General features: G+C 69.3%; 14 protein-coding genes. 4 read left to right on the top strand and 10 right to left on the bottom strand.

Annotated elements, in window-relative coordinates:
• The first annotated feature begins 46 nt into the window (after positions 1 to 46).
• The gene (locus G5C66_RS05330; protein ID WP_165109912.1) at positions 47 to 1,195 is read left to right on the top strand and encodes an endo-1,4-beta-xylanase; all 1,149 of its coding nucleotides are present in this window, start codon (positions 47 to 49) and stop codon (positions 1,193 to 1,195) included.
• 101 nt (positions 1,196 to 1,296) lie between these two features.
• Positions 1,297 to 1,485 (top strand): hypothetical protein, encoded by a 189-nt coding sequence (locus tag G5C66_RS05325; RefSeq protein ID WP_165109911.1) that lies wholly within the window; start codon positions 1,297 to 1,299, stop codon positions 1,483 to 1,485.
• A gap of 11 nt (positions 1,486 to 1,496) precedes the next feature.
• Here the strand turns inward: G5C66_RS05325 and G5C66_RS05320 are convergent, their stop codons facing one another.
• From G5C66_RS05320 to G5C66_RS05295, 6 genes are all read right to left on the bottom strand, one after another.
• Positions 1,497 to 2,996: a CoA-acylating methylmalonate-semialdehyde dehydrogenase gene (locus G5C66_RS05320; RefSeq protein ID WP_165109910.1), complete on the bottom strand. Its 1,500-nt coding sequence runs from the start codon at positions 2,994 to 2,996 to the stop codon at positions 1,497 to 1,499.
• Between the two features lie 12 nt (positions 2,997 to 3,008).
• On the bottom strand, positions 3,009 to 4,310 hold the full coding sequence (locus tag G5C66_RS05315; RefSeq protein WP_206443732.1) for an aspartate aminotransferase family protein: 1,302 nt from the start codon (positions 4,308 to 4,310) through the stop codon (positions 3,009 to 3,011).
• 163 nt (positions 4,311 to 4,473) lie between these two features.
• A complete protein-coding gene (locus tag G5C66_RS05310) occupies positions 4,474 to 5,499 on the bottom strand; it encodes a TIGR03842 family LLM class F420-dependent oxidoreductase (RefSeq protein WP_165109908.1) in 1,026 nt (341 codons plus the stop codon).
• Between the two features lie 4 nt (positions 5,500 to 5,503).
• Positions 5,504 to 6,937, bottom strand: coding sequence for a dihydropyrimidinase (gene hydA, locus G5C66_RS05305; RefSeq protein ID WP_165109907.1), 1,434 nt, complete (start codon positions 6,935 to 6,937; stop codon positions 5,504 to 5,506).
• Positions 6,938 to 6,947: 10 nt separating this feature from the next.
• Positions 6,948 to 7,796 carry a nitrilase-related carbon-nitrogen hydrolase gene (locus G5C66_RS05300; protein WP_165109906.1) on the bottom strand — a complete coding sequence of 283 codons (849 nt, stop codon included), beginning with the start codon at positions 7,794 to 7,796 and terminating at the stop codon, positions 6,948 to 6,950.
• Positions 7,797 to 7,895: 99 nt separating this feature from the next.
• A complete protein-coding gene (locus tag G5C66_RS05295) occupies positions 7,896 to 8,195 on the bottom strand; it encodes a hypothetical protein (protein WP_165109905.1) in 300 nt (99 codons plus the stop codon).
• A gap of 249 nt (positions 8,196 to 8,444) precedes the next feature.
• Here G5C66_RS05295 and G5C66_RS05290 point away from each other — a divergent pair, with 249 nt between their 5' ends.
• Together G5C66_RS05290 and G5C66_RS05285 are read left to right on the top strand one after the other, a co-directional pair.
• The gene (locus G5C66_RS05290) at positions 8,445 to 9,722 is read left to right on the top strand and encodes a DUF445 domain-containing protein (protein WP_165109904.1); all 1,278 of its coding nucleotides are present in this window, start codon (positions 8,445 to 8,447) and stop codon (positions 9,720 to 9,722) included.
• 136 nt (positions 9,723 to 9,858) lie between these two features.
• Positions 9,859 to 10,101, top strand: a complete 243-nt coding sequence (locus G5C66_RS05285) for an RNA-binding S4 domain-containing protein (protein WP_165109903.1) — start codon at positions 9,859 to 9,861, stop codon at positions 10,099 to 10,101.
• A 158-nt stretch (positions 10,102 to 10,259) separates the two neighbouring features.
• Here G5C66_RS05285 and G5C66_RS05280 read toward each other — a convergent pair whose 3' ends face one another.
• The 4 genes from G5C66_RS05280 to G5C66_RS05265 form a co-directional block, all read right to left on the bottom strand.
• A complete protein-coding gene (locus tag G5C66_RS05280) occupies positions 10,260 to 10,634 on the bottom strand; it encodes an FKBP-type peptidyl-prolyl cis-trans isomerase (protein WP_165109902.1) in 375 nt (124 codons plus the stop codon).
• 6 nt (positions 10,635 to 10,640) lie between these two features.
• Positions 10,641 to 13,268: a DUF4153 domain-containing protein gene (locus G5C66_RS05275; RefSeq protein ID WP_165109901.1), complete on the bottom strand. Its 2,628-nt coding sequence runs from the start codon at positions 13,266 to 13,268 to the stop codon at positions 10,641 to 10,643.
• Positions 13,265 to 13,966, bottom strand: coding sequence for a response regulator (locus G5C66_RS05270; protein ID WP_338144072.1), 702 nt, complete (start codon positions 13,964 to 13,966; stop codon positions 13,265 to 13,267). Before G5C66_RS05270 ends, G5C66_RS05275 begins: the two co-directional genes overlap by 4 nt.
• A 76-nt stretch (positions 13,967 to 14,042) precedes the next feature.
• Positions 14,043 to 14,474 carry a CBS domain-containing protein gene (locus tag G5C66_RS05265; protein WP_165109900.1) on the bottom strand — a complete coding sequence of 144 codons (432 nt, stop codon included), beginning with the start codon at positions 14,472 to 14,474 and terminating at the stop codon, positions 14,043 to 14,045.
• Between the last annotated feature and the right edge of the window lie 4 nt (positions 14,475 to 14,478).

Here is a 14,478-nt window from a genome sequence, read left to right as displayed (position 1 = left end):
TCGGGTCAATCTGTGATGCCGATCACACCAGCGCCTTGGAGGCATCGTGAAAGTTCGTCAGCTCGCCGCGGTCATCACCGCGGCGTCGACCATCGCAGTCGTCACCGCATCGTCCACGGCTCACGCCGAGTCCCGCGGCTTCCAGCCCCCGTCCGACTCGCTCCGCTCCTACGCCTCCCAGATCGGCCTGCGGGTCGGTGTCGCGGTCAACCCCGAGGTGCTGGCCGACGACGAGCTCGCCGGCATCGCCGCCGACGAGTTCTCCAGCCTCACCCCGGAGAACGAGATGAAGTGGGAGACCGTCGAGCCCACCCGCGGCACCTACGACTGGTCCGGAGCGGACGAGGTCATCGACTTCGCGCGGGCACACGGGCAGAAGGTGCGCGGTCATACCCTGCTCTGGCACAACCAGAACCCGGCCTGGCTCACCGAGGGCGTGAACAACGGCACCATCAGCAAGGACGAGCTCCGCGGGATCCTCGAGAAGCACATCACCGACGAGGTCACGCACTTCCGCGGCAAGGTCTACCAGTGGGACGTCGCCAACGAGTTCTTCGCCGACTCCTGGAGCCCCAACCCGCTCCCCAACGGCATGAACGGCGACAACTTCTGGGTCAAGCACCTCGGCACCGGGATCGTCGCCGACGCCTTCCGCTGGGCCCACGCTGCCGACCCCAAGGCCCAGCTGTTCTACAACGACTACAACATCGCCGGTGAGGACGGGAACAGCGCCAAGTCGACCGCGGTCTACAACTGGGTCAAGGAGCTCCTCGCGCAGGGCGTGCCGATCCACGGGATCGGCAACCAGGGCCACCTCGACACCCAGTACGGCTTCTCCGGGCAGCGGTTCCGTGCCGACCTGCAGCGCTACGCCGACCTGGGGCTGAAGGTCGCGGTCACCGAGGCCGACGTACGCACCTTCGTCGACTCCGCCGAGACCCAGGTCCCCACGGACGACCTGGCGCTCTTCGCCCATCCCTACGAGTTCTCGCAGATGCTCCAGGCCTGTCTCGCCGTGAGCGCCTGCACCTCGTTCACGGTCTGGGGCATCGATGACGCCCACTCCTGGGTACCGGGCTGGTTCGAAGGACAGGGCTACGCGCTGCTCTGGGACGTGAACCGGCAGCCCAAGGAGGCGTACACCACACTGAAGCAGGATCTCCGGCTCGCCCTGGGGGCATCCCGCCGACGCTGAGGCAGACCTGAGGCACAGTCGAGGCAGACGAGTCGTGGCGGCTCCCGCCCGCCGGTGGTCTACTTGAGTCCGAGCACATCGATCGATCTGAGCGAGGGTAGATGAGCGAGTACGCAGCAGAGGCAGACCTCGAGGAGCAGGCGACCGACGTCGTGCAGGAGACTGTCGACGACGAGGCACCCCTGGACACCGAGGAGACGGTGACCTCGCCGCCGGACGACGTCAACGAGGCCGACTACGCCGAGCAGAAGCTCGACGCAGTCGGCCCCGACGACGACTACGACTACTGATCCGAGCGGGCCTAGGCGTTCTGCGGGAACCCGAGGTTGATCCCGCCGTGGGACGGGTCGAGCCACCGGGTCGTGACGGCCTTCTCCCGGGTGAAGAAGTCCAGGCCCGCGGGACCGTAGGCCTTCGCGTCCCCGAACAGCGACGCCTTCCAGCCGCCGAAGGAGTGGTAGGCGACCGGCACCGGGATCGGCACGTTCACACCGACCATGCCGACCTGCACCTCACGCTGGAACCGGCGCGCGGCGCCGCCGTCGTTGGTGAAGATGGCGGTGCCGTTGCCGAACTGGCCGGAGTTGATCAGCTCCAGGCCCACCTCGTAGCCGGAGACGCGGACGACCGAGAGCACCGGGCCGAAGATCTCCTCGGTGTAGACCGTGGACGTGGTCGGCACCCGGTCGACCAGTGTCGGGCCGACCCAGAACCCGTTCGGGTCCCCGTCGACCTCGATCCCTCGTCCGTCGACGACGACCTCGGCTCCGTCGGCGGCAGCAACGTCGACGTACGCCGCCACCTTGTCGCGGTGAGCGCCGGTGATCAGCGGGCCCATGTCGGTGCCGCGGGTGCCGTCGCCGGTCTTGAGGGTCGCCATCCGCTCGGTCACCTTCTGGATCAAGGTGTCGGCCACCGAGTCGACGGCGAGGACCACCGAGATCGCCATGCAGCGCTCGCCGGCCGACCCGAAGCCTGCGTTGACGGCCGAGTCGGCGACCAGGTCGAGGTCGGCGTCGGGCAGCACGAGCATGTGGTTCTTCGCGCCGCCGAGCGCCTGGACGCGCTTGCCTGCGGCGGTGCCGCGCTCATAGACGTAGCGGGCGATCGGGGTGGAGCCGACGAAGGAGATCGAGGCGACGTCGGGGTTGTCGAGGAGCGCGTCGACTGCCTCCTTGTCACCGTGGACGACGTTGTAGACGCCGTCGGGCAGCCCGGCCTCGGCCCACAGCTCAGCGATCCAGTTCGACGCGGTCGGGTCCTTCTCCGAGGGCTTGATGACGACCGTGTTGCCGGCCGCGATCGCGATCGGGAAGAACCACATCGGCACCATCGCCGGGAAGTTGAACGGGCTGATGATGCCCACCACGCCCAGCGGCTGCTTGAGCGTGGTCACGTCCACGCCCGTCGAGACCTCCTCGGACACGGTGCCCTTGAGGAGGTGGGAGAGGCCGCAGGCGAACTCGACGACCTCCAGCCCGCGGGCGATCTCGCCGGCCGCGTCGGAGAGCACCTTGCCGTGCTCGGAGGTCAGGATCTCGGCCAGCTCGCCCTTGCGTGCGTTGAGCAGCTCGCGGAACTTGAAGAGCACGGCCGTACGCCGCGTCAGCGAGGTCTCGCTCCACTCGGCGAATGCCTTCTTGGCCGCGGAGACAGCGGTGTCGACGTCGGCGGCGGCGGCGAAGCGTACGTGCTTCTGGACCGTGCCCAGGGCGGGGTTGTAGACGTCGCCGAGACGGGTGCCGGTGCCGGGGTTGGTGGCCCCGCCGATCCAGTGGTCGAGGATGGGGAGATCGGTCATTTCTATCTGTCCTTAGAGCGAGGCGAGCACGTCGTCGTAGATCGAGATCGCCTCGGCGACCTCGTCGGGGGTGACGACGCACGGAGGCACCACGTGGATGCGGTTCTCCATGGTGAAGGGGATCAGGTTGCGGGCGATCAGGTCGGACTTGATCCGGCCCATCGTCTCCGCCGGGAGCGGCTCGCGGGTCTCGCGGTCGGCGACGAGCTCGAGGGCCCAGAACACCCCGGTCCCGCGCACCTCGCCGATCACGTCGTGCTTCTCCGCCAGCGCGGCGAGGCCGGGGGCGATGTGGTCGGTGCCGATGGTCGCGGCGTTGTCGACGATGCCCTCCTCGTTCATCGCCTCGATGGTCGCCACGATCGACGCCATCGCCAGCGGGTGTCCGGAGTAGGTGAGGCCGCCGGGGAACACCTGCTCGTCGAAGGTCGCCGCGACCGGGTCGGAGATGATCACCCCGCCGGCCGGCACGTAGCCCGAGTTGACCCCCTTCGCGAAGGTGATCAGGTCGGGGACGACGTCGTAGGCGTCCAGCGCGAGCCACTCGCCGGTGCGCCCGAAGCCGGCCATGACCTCGTCGAGGATGAGCATGATCCCGAACTCGTCGGCCAGCGCCCGGACCCCGGGGAGGTAGCCCGGCGGCGGGATCATGATCCCGGCGGTGCCTGGGATGGTCTCGAGGAGGATCGCCGCGATCGACGCGGGACCCTCGGCCTCGATGACCCTCCTGAGGTGGTGCAGCGCCCGCTCGGACTCCTGCTCCGGCGTGGTCGCCCAGAACTCCGAGCGGTAGAGGTAGGGGCCGAAGAAGTGCACGTGGCCGCGGGCGTACTCGTTCGGGATCCGTCGCCAGTCGCCCGTCGCGACGATCGCCGCTCCGGTGTTGCCGTGGTAGGAGCGGTAGGTCGAGAGCACCTTGTCGCGGCCGGTGTGGATGCGGGCCATCCGGATCGCGTTCTCGACCGCGTCGGCGCCGGCGTTGGTGAAGAAGACCTTGTTGAAACCCACCGGCGCGATGTCGGTGATCCGCTCGGCGGCCTCGCCGCGCGCCAGGTTGGCCGTCGTCGGGGCGATCGTGGTCAGCGTCTCGGCCTGCTTCTTGATCGCCTCCACCACGCGAGGGTGCTGGTGGCCGATGTTGGTGTTGACCAGCTGGGAGGAGAAGTCCAGGTAGGTGTGGCCCGAGTCGTCCCATACCCGCGAGCCCTGCCCGCCGGCGATGACGAGCGGCTTCAGCGACGCCTGGGCGGACCAGGAGTGGAAGACGTGGGATCGGTCGAGGTCGTATGCGCGGGCGTCACTGGCGCTGGTCAAGGCTGTCCCCTGGGGTGCGTGGTCGGACATGGTTCTGGCTTCTCACTCTACGCCGGGAACGGCATGGTCGCCGCCCGATCCGGGATACTGATTACGACGGTATATCAGGCCAACGGCTACGTTTTCGTTACATTCTCATGCCACAAGCAACGAAATCGCGCGCTCATGCCTTCGCGGTCACCGGCCGGTTCACTCGCGGGACCACCAGATCTCCGTACGCCGCCAGGGTCTGGTCCATCGCGTCGTGCTGCAGGTAGACGGCGAACTGGTCGACCCCGAGGCTCTTGAGCTGCTCGAGCTTGGCGACCTGCTCCTCGACCGAGCCGAGGAGGCAGAACCGGTCGACGATCTCGTCGGGCACGAACCGGGTGTGGGTGTTCTCGGCTCGTCCGTGCTCGTTGTAGTCGTAGCCCTCGCGGCCGGCGATGTAGGCGGTGAGCGCCTGCGGGACGGCACCGCTGCCGTACTTGGCCACGATGTCGGCGACGTGGTTGCCCACCATCCCGCCGAACCACCGGCACTGCTCCCGGGCGTGGACGAGTGCCTCGGGCGACCCGTCGGTGACGTACGCCGGGGCGGCCACGCAGAACGTCAGCGACTCCGGGTCGCGGCCGGCGTCGGTGGCCGCCTTCTTGACCGCCCCGATCATCCACTCGGTGATGTCGGGGTCGGCGAGCTGCAGGATGAACCCGTCGCCGACCTCGCCGGCCGCCTTCAGTGCGAGCGGACCGTAGGCGGCGATCCACACCTCCAGCTCGGAGCGCTTGGCCCACGGGAACTGCAGCGTGGTGCCGTTGACCTCGACCGTGCGCCGGTTGGCCAGCTCCCGGATGACCTGCGTCGCCTCGCGCATCTCCCGGATCGTCGAGGGCTTCCCGTTGAGCACCCGCACCGCCGAGTCGCCGCGGCCCATGCCGCACACGGTGCGGTTGCCGTACATCTCGTTGAGCGTCGCGAAGACCGACGCGGTCACCGTCCAGTCGCGGGTCGCCGGATTGGTGACGAACGGACCGACCTTGATCGTGCGGGTCTCGGCGAGGATCTGGCTGTAGATGACGTACGGCTCCATCCACAGCAGGTGGCTGTCGAAGGTCCACACGTAGTCGAAGCCGTACGCCTCGGCCTGCTTCGCCAGCGAGACGACCCGCCAGGCGGGCGGGTTGGTCTGGAGGACGACACCGAAGTCCATGGCGTCACACCAGGTACTGCGACAGGTCGCGCTTCAGATAGCTGCCGTGGCCCTTGGTGCCCCGGAACTCGCCGTCGGCGACGACCACCGACCCGCGGGAGAGCACCACGTCGACGTGGCCGTCGATCTCGTAGCCCTCCCACGCGGAGTGGTCCATGTTCATGTGGTGGGTGCGGCCTTCGCCGACCCCGATCGAGGTGTGACCGGCCGGGTCGTAGACGACGATGTCGGCGTCGGCGCCCGGCGCGATGACGCCCTTGCGGCCGTAGAGACCGAACATCCGCGCCGGCGTGGTCGCGATCAGCTCGACCCAGCGCTCCAGGGTGATCTGCCCGGTCACCACGCCCTGGTAGAGCAGGTCGACGCGGTGCTCGATCGAGCCGATGCCGTTGGGGATCGCCCGGAAGTCGTCCTTGCCGAGCTCCTTCTGCTCCTTCATGCAGAAGGGGCAGTGGTCGGTGGAGACCATCTGCAGGTCGTTGGTGCGCAGCGCCTGCCACATCGCGTCCTGGTGCCCCTCGGCGCGCGAGCGTAGCGGCGTCGAGCAGACCCACTTGGCGCCCTCGAAGTCGCCCCACTCCTCCGAGGACGCGCCGAGCTGCTCCTCGAGGGAGAGGTAGAGATACTGCGGACAGGTCTCGCCGAACACGTTCTTGCCCTTGTCACGGGCCGCCGCCAGCTGCTCGACGGCCTGCTTGGCGCTGACGTGCACCACGTAGAGCGGCGCCCCGGTCACGTCGGCGAGCATGATGGCGCGGTGGGTGGCCTCCTCCTCCATCTGCCAGGCACGCGCGATGCCGTGGTAGTAGGGGCTCGTCTTGCCCGACTCGGCCAGCTGCGCGGCGAGCACGTCGATCGCGGGGCCGTTCTCGGCGTGCATCATGGTCAGCAGCCCGTGGTCGGTCGCCTTCTGCATCGCCCGCAGCACCTGGGCATCGTCGGAGTAGAAGACGCCCGGGTAGGCCATGAACAGCTTGTAGGAGGTGATCCCCTCGTCCACGAGCGTGTCCATCGCCTTGAGCGCGTCGTCGTCGACGCCGCCGACGATCTGGTGGAACCCGTAGTCGATCGCGCAGTTGCCGGCGGCCAGCTCGTGCCAGTGCGCCAGCCCGTCCTGGACGCGTTCGCCGTAGCGCTGCACCGCGAAGTCGATGATCGTCGTGGTGCCGCCCCAGGCCGCGGCCCGGGTGCCGGTCTCGAAGGTGTCGGAGGCGTTGGTGCCGCCGAACGGCAGCTGCATGTGAGTGTGGGCGTCGACGCCGCCCGGGATGACGTACTTCCCGGTCGCGTCGATCGTCACATCTGCCTCGATCGTGCCGAACGGGCTGGCGCCGGGGGCGATGAGGGCGACGATCCTCTCGCCGTCCACCAGCACGTCGGCCTGGGTGCGCCCGGTCGCGGAGACGACCGTGCCGCCCGTGATGAGCGTGGTGGTCATGCGGGCCTCCTCAGGGCCGGGGGATGGCGACGTACGAGTCGGGGCGCCGGTCGCGGTAGAACTGCCAGTCGTCGCGCATCTCCTGGACCATGTTCATGTCCAGGTCGCGTACGAGCAGCTCCTCCTTGTCGCCCGAGCCGAGCTCGCCGACGTAGTTGCCGCGGGGGTCGACGATCTGCGACATCCCGTAGAAGTTGACCGCCTCCGGGCCGTACTCGTTGTCCTCGAGGCCGACCCGGTTGGGCGCGAGCACGAAGTAGCCGTTGGCGACCGCGGCGGCGGGCTGCTCGATCTCCCACAGCCGGTTGGAGAGGCCGGGCTTGGTGGCGTTGGGGTTGAAGACCATGTGGGCCCCGTTGAGGCCGAGCTCGCGCCAGCCCTCGGGGAAGTGGCGGTCGTAGCAGATGTACATCCCCACCTTGCCGACCGCGGACTCGAAGACCGGGTAGCCGAGGTTGCCGGGGCGGAAGTAGAACTTCTCCCAGAACTTCTCCACGTGCGGCAGATGGTTCTTCCGGTACTTGCCGAGGATCGTGCCGTCGGCGTCGACGAGCACGGCCGTGTTGTAGTAGATCCCGGTGTCGGCCTCCTCGTAGATCGGCAGCACCATCACGATGCCCAGCTCCTTGGCCAGACTCGCGAAGCGCTGCACGATCGGGCCGTCGGCAGGCTCGGCGTAGCGGTAGTACTTCTTGTCCTGGGTGATCCCGAAGTAGGGCCCGTAGAAGAGCTCCTGGAAGCAGATCACCTGGGCGCCCTGAGCGGCGGCGTCACGCGCGAAGCCCTCGTGCTTGTCCAGCATGGAGGCCTTGTCCCCGGTCCAGGTGGTCTGGCTGATTGCGGCTCTGACGATGGTCATGCGACTACCTCCCCCTCAATAGAAGCATGCCGCCGCGGCCCGTGGGGCCGCGACGGCATTTTTGACTGGAAGGAGGTGGTGCCTGAAAAGTCTCTCGCTCTACGCGGCGGTGGCCGGATGACGTACGACCACGTGCTCGACGGCCCGGGCGAGCTCCTCACGGAGTTCGAGCGCGAGCTGGGGGCAGTCGACCGAGAGGAACAGCTCCATCGCGGAGCGGGTCGCACGGGCGCGGTCGCCGGGCGTCTCCTCGGGAAGGGTGGGCGCGATCTCGGCGAGGTGGGCGCTGGTCTCGACCACGGTGTTGCAGTCGTGCGGGGTGAGTGGGGCGCGGGCCTCCCGGCCGGCGCGGACGAGGACGCTGAGAACCTCCACCTTGGCGGCGGTGGTCAACGACATAGCGCTCCTCGACGAGTCGAACAGATGCGACCCCACACCGTCCGCGTTGTGCGACGACATGTATCTCCTCGGTGGGACGTGTGCCTCCCCCGAGGCACTCTCGCCGACTCCAACGAACAGGGGAAGGGTTCGGTGACGCGCTTGGGCGCTTTGTAACCCACCTGTGGGCCGACCCGTGAGTAACCTATAGAAACTGCGGTCCTCGTGTTGCAGTCGCCCCGCGTGGGGTGACCCGGCACAATTGAGCCCATGAGTTCTCCTGGGGGCGCCGGCATCGGCGGCCTGATGGTCGAGACCGAGGCCGATGTCGTACGCCGCCAGGCGCTGCGTCGCATGCGCATCGTCGCCACCGGGCTCCTGGTCGTGGCCGCCATCGTCTACCTGCTGACCCTCGGCATGGACGGGTTCTGGGGGTTCGTGAACGCCGGCGCCGAGGCGTCCATGGTCGGCGCGATGGCCGACTGGTTCGCGGTGACGGCGCTGTTCCGCCACCCGCTCGGGCTGCCGGTGCCGCACACCGCGCTGATCCCGAAGCGGAAGGACGAGCTCGGCGCCAGCCTCGAGGAGTTCGTCCAGGACAACTTCCTGCAGGAGGAGACCATCCGCGAGCGGCTGGGCGTCGCGATGCCGTCGCTGCGGCTCGCGCTGTGGCTCTCCGAGGAGCCCAACGCCAAGCGTGTCGTCGACGAGGTCTCCACCGTGGTCGCCGACGGACTGTCCCGCATCAGCAACCGGCACATCGTCGAGATCATCCAGGACGGGTTCGTACCCCGTCTGCGCGAGGAGCAGATCGCGCCGCTCATCGGTGGCACCTTGCAGGCGGCGCTGGACGACGGCGTACACCACGGGCTGGTCGACCTGGCGCTCGTCGAGCTCCACGGCTGGCTCGAGGAGAACGAGGAGATCGTCACCGAGGTGCTCGGCGAGCGGGCCCCATGGTGGACGCCGCAGGTGCTGCGCGAGCCGGTGACAGCCCGCATCCACGTCGAGCTGGTCCGCTGGATCGCCGACATCCGCGACGATCCCGAGCACCGTGCCCGCAAGGCTCTCGACGCGATGCTGACCGACCTGGCGGACAATCTGCAGCACGACCCCGCGACCATGGAGCGCGCCGAGCGGCTCAAGGAGCGCGTGCTCGACCACCCCGGCGTCATCGACACCGCGATCTCCATCTGGGACGCGCTGCGCCGCGCGCTCACCACCTCCCTGCGCGACCCCGAGGGCGTCGTCCGCCGCCGCGCCCTGGACGAGGTCGTCCGCTACGCCCAGAAGGTCGTCCTCGACGAGACCCTGCAGCGCCGCTACGACGACCTCGCCTCCGACGTGGCCGTCTACGTCGTCAAGCGCTACGGCCGGGAGGCCACCACTGTCATCACCCACACCATCCAGCGCTGGGACGGCAAGCAGGCCGCCCGCCGCATCGAGCTCTTCGTCGGCCGCGACCTGCAGTTCATCCGCATCAACGGCACCCTCGTCGGCGGCCTCGTCGGCGTCATCATCCACACCATCGCCGTCCTGGTGAGCTGACCCGCCGAGGCGTCACGTACGTCGGCCGAACCGTCACCACCTGCCGAGTCGGCCGACGCGAGCGACGTCTCGGCCTGCGGGGCCGACGCCTCGGCCGATTTTTGTGACGCCTCGGCGGGCGGGGGAGGATGAGGGGATGAGCGAGCCCTTCGACGTACCCATCACCGACGAGGTCATCCGCCTCGGTCAGTTCCTGAAGCTGGCCAACCTGGTCGAGACCGGGTCCGAGGCGCGCCCGGCGATCACCGCCGGCGAGGTGAAGGTCAACGGTGAGGTCGAGCTCCGCCGCGGCCGCCAGCTCCGCGTCGGGGACGTCGTGGAGTACGCCGGCCAGGCGGCCCGGGTCTCCGACGAGGCCGACTTCGACGTCCCCTGGTGAGTCCTCCGCCGAATCGGTAGTTCGTGCGGGCCGAATCGGTGGTTTCGGAGGCCGAAAAGTGAGTTGTGGGCGACGAAACTCGAGTTTCGTCGCCCACAACTACCTTCTCGGCCGGCATTACTGCCGACTCGGCGGCCGTTTCTACGGACTCGGCGGGGTTACTTCTCGACCTTGACCAGGTCGCAGACGAAGATCAGGGTCTCGCCGGGCTTGATGACGGCACCGGCGCCGCGGTCGCCGTAGGCCAGGTGGGGCGGGATGACGAGCTGGCGGCGGCCGCCGACCTTCATGCCCAGGATGCCCTGGTCCCAGCCCTGGATGACCTGGCCGATGCCGACGCGGAAGTCGAGCGGCTCGCCGCGGTTGTAGGAGGCGTCGAACTCCTCGCCGGTGGACAGCGCTACGCCGACGTAGTGGACCGAGACGCGGTCGCGCTCGGTGGCCTCCTCGCCGTCACCGATGGTGATGTCCTTGATGACGAGGTCGGTCGGAGGGGTGGGGTCGACGAAGTCGATCTCAGGCTTCTGGCTCATGGGAAATCAGTCTACGTATCGAGTCTCGCTGGGGCACACCGCCGTCGAGTCGGTCGTCGCGGGGTAGGTCGGCGTCATGCCGTCGGCGCGCTCGCGGCCGAGGTTCCACTCCAGCCAGTCGCCCTCGCGGTCGTTGGTGCCCAGGACACAGCTGCGCAGGTCCTCAGGGAGCTTCTCCAAGGCCGGCACGGCATCGTCGCTGAGCCCGGCGAGGAAGTCGGTGTCGATCTTCCCGGTCTCCTCGTAGCGCGAGACGTTGTGTTCGGCGATCCACGCGTCCGGGTTGATCGCGGCGATCCCGAGCAGGGCGACGGCGCCGCTGATCAGCGCGAACCTGCCGAGCCAGAGGCCGCCGCCGATCGCGCGGCCGGCGACCGCGGCGACCAGACCGGCGATCACCAGCACTCCCAGCCAGGCCTCGAAGACGTCGACGAGGAGCCGGAGCTGGGTGAAGCCGTACGCCTCCTGGTAGAGGTGCATCCGATACAGCGCCGAGCCGACGACGACCAGCGCCTCGGCGGCCAACAGCCCGAGCGCGACCCGCAGCCACAGTCGGTCGGCGACCGTCTCCGTCGGCGCCTTGCGGGCCGCGGCCCAGATCACCAGCAGGGTCAGGGCGGTCGCGACGGTGAGCTGGCCGAAGCCCTGGTGGACGTATTCCGCGTACGTCAGCCCGGTCGTCTCGCGGAGGTAGTCCTCGCCGCCGAAGACCGCGGTCGCCTGGGCGATGAGGAAGGCGGCGAAGACGGCGACGACGACGCCGACCGGAGCCAGCCACTCGTAGCGGTTGGCGACGGGCTGGGACGTACGCTCGCTGCGGTCGATCCGGGGCGGGTTCACGGCCAGGTAGGCGGCGCCCATCACCACGCCGAAGACGAAGACGGTCATGAAGATCCGAGCCGCGAAGGTGTCGGGACGTACGTCCGGCACGAACTGGTCGACCCAGCTGCCCAGCACCGCGTCGGCGGTGGTGAACAGCAGCCCGAAGATCACCAGCCCGAGCAGCGAGAGCACGGTGGTACGCGCGACCGCCGCGCCGTGACCGTGGCCGGAGACGCTGGTCAGCGTGCGGCCCAGCCACGGGATCCCGCGGAGACCGGCCAAGGGCCAGGAGATCCCGGTCAGCACGATCCCGAGCAGCGTCTTCGCTCCGGTCGAGGCGCAGAGGATCACCGCGATCGCCGTCAGCAGGCACAGCACGACGATCCACTCGGCGTCGCGGAACACCGCGACCGAGGAGAGCAGCGCGAACAGCACGTAGCAGACGATCGGGAACCAGCCGCGGCGTCGCTCGCTCGCCAGCATCACGACCGCCCCGGCGGCCAGCAGCACGACGACGGTGCCGAGACCGGCATTGCGGTCGGGGATCAGCAGCCCGCCGAGCAGGCCGGCGACCACGGCGCCGATGAAGAGCCCGAACTGGCCCGTGACCCCGGAGTCGGGCCAGTAGGTGCCGAAGATGTCGTCGAGGACCGACGGGGTGGCGTAGGCGGCCTTGGGGTCCGTCGGGGGAGTGGCGACCGGCTCGGCCGGGTCGGCGGGCTGAGCGGGCTCGGCCGCCGGGGGAGTGGTGGGCATCTGGGTCTCCTCGTGGGTGGGGGTGAGCTGACTCGCGGTGAGCGGATGGGGGACAGGGCGTGCGGGTGGCCGCAGCGGAAGGTCGACGCGCACCCGGGCACCGGCAGTGCCGGGGAGCGGGTCGAGGAAGGCGATGGAGCCGCCGTGCAGGTCGGTGACCCACCGGGCGATGGCGAGCCCGAGCCCGGTCCCACCTCCCTCGGCGGAGGCACTCAGGGTGCCGAAGGGCTCGAAGACGCGGCTTCGGTCGGCGACCGGGACACCGGGCCCGGAGTCGAGGACCTCGAGGTGGTAGCGCTCGCCGTCGAGCCCGGCGCGCACGGCCACCACGCCGTCACGCGGACTGTGCCGGGAGGCGTTGTCGAGCAGGTTGACGACGAGCTGACTGAGCCGATCGGCGTCGGCCTCGACGACCAGAGAGGTCGGCACGTCGATCTCGTAGGTGACCGGCCGTCCGTTGACCCGTGCCTCCGCGACGCAGGCCTCCAGCAGCGGGCGGAGCTCGACCGACGAGGTGCTCAGCGGCGCCTTGCCGGCGTCGACACGGGCCAGGTCGAGCAGGTCCTCGACGAGCCGGCTCAGGCGCTCGGCCTGGCCGAGCGCGGTCTGCAGCGCGGCGGGGTCGGACCCGACGCCGTCGACCAGGTTCTCCAGGACGACGGTGAGAGCTGCCAGCGGCGTACGCAGCTCGTGGGAGACGTTGGCCACCAGATCCCGGCGCTGGCGGTCGACCGCGCCGAGGTCGCTGGCCATCGTGTTGAACGCGCGGCCGAGCTGGCCGACCTCGTCGGCCCCGCCGACCGGCACCGAGACCGAGTAGTCGCCGCGGGCCATCCGGCGGGCCGCGACCGTCATCTGCCGCAGCGGCGAGGTCATCCCGGCCGCGAGCAGCTGGGTGACCGCGAGCGCGATCCCGATCGTGACCGGGATCGAGATCCACGGGGAGACCCCGGTGATCCGCCCGACGGAGGCGACCACCGCCGCCACCAGCGCGCTTGCCGCGACCAGGAGGCCGAGCTTGACCTTGATCGAGGAGACCCGTTCCAGCGGAGTCATTCGCCGGCCTCCAGCGCGTAGCCGACCCCGTGCACGGTGCGTACCCGCGCCGACCCGATCTTGGCGCGCAGCCCCTTCACGTGACTGTCGACGGTGCGGGTCCCGGAGGCATCGTTCCAGCCCCAGACCTCGGCGAGCAGCCGCTCGCGGGTGACCACGGCGCCCGGGTCGGCGGCCAGGCAGACCAGCAGGTCGAACTCGGTCGGCGTCAGCCTGACCTCGGACCCGTCGACCCAGACCCGCCGGGCGGCCGAATCCATCCGCAGCCCCCCGATCTCAGCCGTACGCCGCGGCGACCCGGCCAGCTCGGCCGCCCGCTCCACGCGCCGCAGGAGCGCGTTCACCCGGGCCACGAGCTCACGGGCGCGGAACGGCTTCGTCAGGTAGTCGTCGGCCCCGACCCCGAGCCCGACCAGCACGTCGGCCTCGTCGGTACGGGCGGTGAGCATGAGCACCGGCACGGGACGTACGGCCTGGATCCGGCGGCACACCTCCAGGCCGTCGTAGCCCGGCAGCATCACGTCGAGGACGACGAGGTCCGGCGAGGTCTCTTCGAAGGAGGAGACGGCTCCCGGCCCGTCCCACGCCCGGACGACGTCGTACCCCTCGGCGGTGAGGCGGTCCGAGACGGCCTGGTTGATGACCGGCTCGTCCTCGACCACGAGAACCCGGCGGGTGACGGTCAGATGTTCTGGCACATGCTCAGGCTAGAAGCCGGAGCGGCCGGAAAGGCTGCAGAAGTTGTGAAGGTCCTGTGCAGACCTCTGTAACGCCTTAGGTCTGGTGGACGTACGCCTCGAGCTGGTCGCGCTCGAAGGCGAGCTGGTCGATGCGGTGCTTGACCAGGTCGCCGATGCTGACGATGCCGACCAGACGGTCGTCGGAGACGACCGGCATGTGCCGGATCCGGCGCGTGGTCATGATGCCCAGGATCTCGTCGATGGTGGCCTCGGGGTCGCACGTCTCGACCTCGGTGGTCATGATCGAGGAGACCTCGGCGGCGAGCAGCGCGTCGTTCTCGTGGAGCCGCCGCACCACGTCGCGCTCCGAGACGATCCCGGCGACGGCGGTGCCGTCGCCGCTGACGACACAGGCCCCGATGCTGTGCTCGGCGAGCACCCCGAGCAGATCACGCACGGTGGCGGTTGAAGCGATCGTGACCACCTCGGCGATCGCCTTGCGAGTGAGTACGTCCGCGATCTTCATGCAT

The organism is Nocardioides turkmenicus, assembly GCF_011045035.1.
GTDB classification, from domain to species: domain Bacteria; phylum Actinomycetota; class Actinomycetes; order Propionibacteriales; family Nocardioidaceae; genus Nocardioides; species Nocardioides turkmenicus.
The sequence above is the reverse complement of the archived record's forward strand: the minus strand, read 5'-3'. Positions and strand labels throughout refer to the sequence as shown.

Excerpts from the sequence above, each read along its gene's own strand:
- G5C66_RS05300 (WP_165109906.1), bottom strand. The coding sequence starts at position 7,796 with ATGACCATCGTCAGAGCCGCAATCAGCCAGACCACCTGGACCGGGGAC.
- G5C66_RS05285 (WP_165109903.1), top strand. The coding sequence starts at position 9,859 with ATGAGCGAGCCCTTCGACGTACCCATCACCGACGAGGTCATCCGCCTC.
- G5C66_RS05275 (WP_165109901.1), bottom strand. The coding sequence starts at position 13,268 with ATGACTCCGCTGGAACGGGTCTCCTCGATCAAGGTCAAGCTCGGCCTC.
- G5C66_RS05265 (WP_165109900.1), bottom strand. The coding sequence starts at position 14,474 with ATGAAGATCGCGGACGTACTCACTCGCAAGGCGATCGCCGAGGTGGTC.
- G5C66_RS05280 (WP_165109902.1), bottom strand. The coding sequence starts at position 10,634 with ATGAGCCAGAAGCCTGAGATCGACTTCGTCGACCCCACCCCTCCGACC.
- G5C66_RS05295 (WP_165109905.1), bottom strand. The coding sequence starts at position 8,195 with ATGTCGTTGACCACCGCCGCCAAGGTGGAGGTTCTCAGCGTCCTCGTC.
- G5C66_RS05320 (WP_165109910.1), bottom strand. The coding sequence starts at position 2,996 with ATGACCGATCTCCCCATCCTCGACCACTGGATCGGCGGGGCCACCAAC.
- G5C66_RS05325 (WP_165109911.1), top strand. The coding sequence starts at position 1,297 with ATGAGCGAGTACGCAGCAGAGGCAGACCTCGAGGAGCAGGCGACCGAC.
- G5C66_RS05290 (WP_165109904.1), top strand. The coding sequence starts at position 8,445 with ATGAGTTCTCCTGGGGGCGCCGGCATCGGCGGCCTGATGGTCGAGACC.
- G5C66_RS05310 (WP_165109908.1), bottom strand. The coding sequence starts at position 5,499 with ATGGACTTCGGTGTCGTCCTCCAGACCAACCCGCCCGCCTGGCGGGTC.
- hydA (WP_165109907.1), bottom strand. The coding sequence starts at position 6,937 with ATGACCACCACGCTCATCACGGGCGGCACGGTCGTCTCCGCGACCGGG.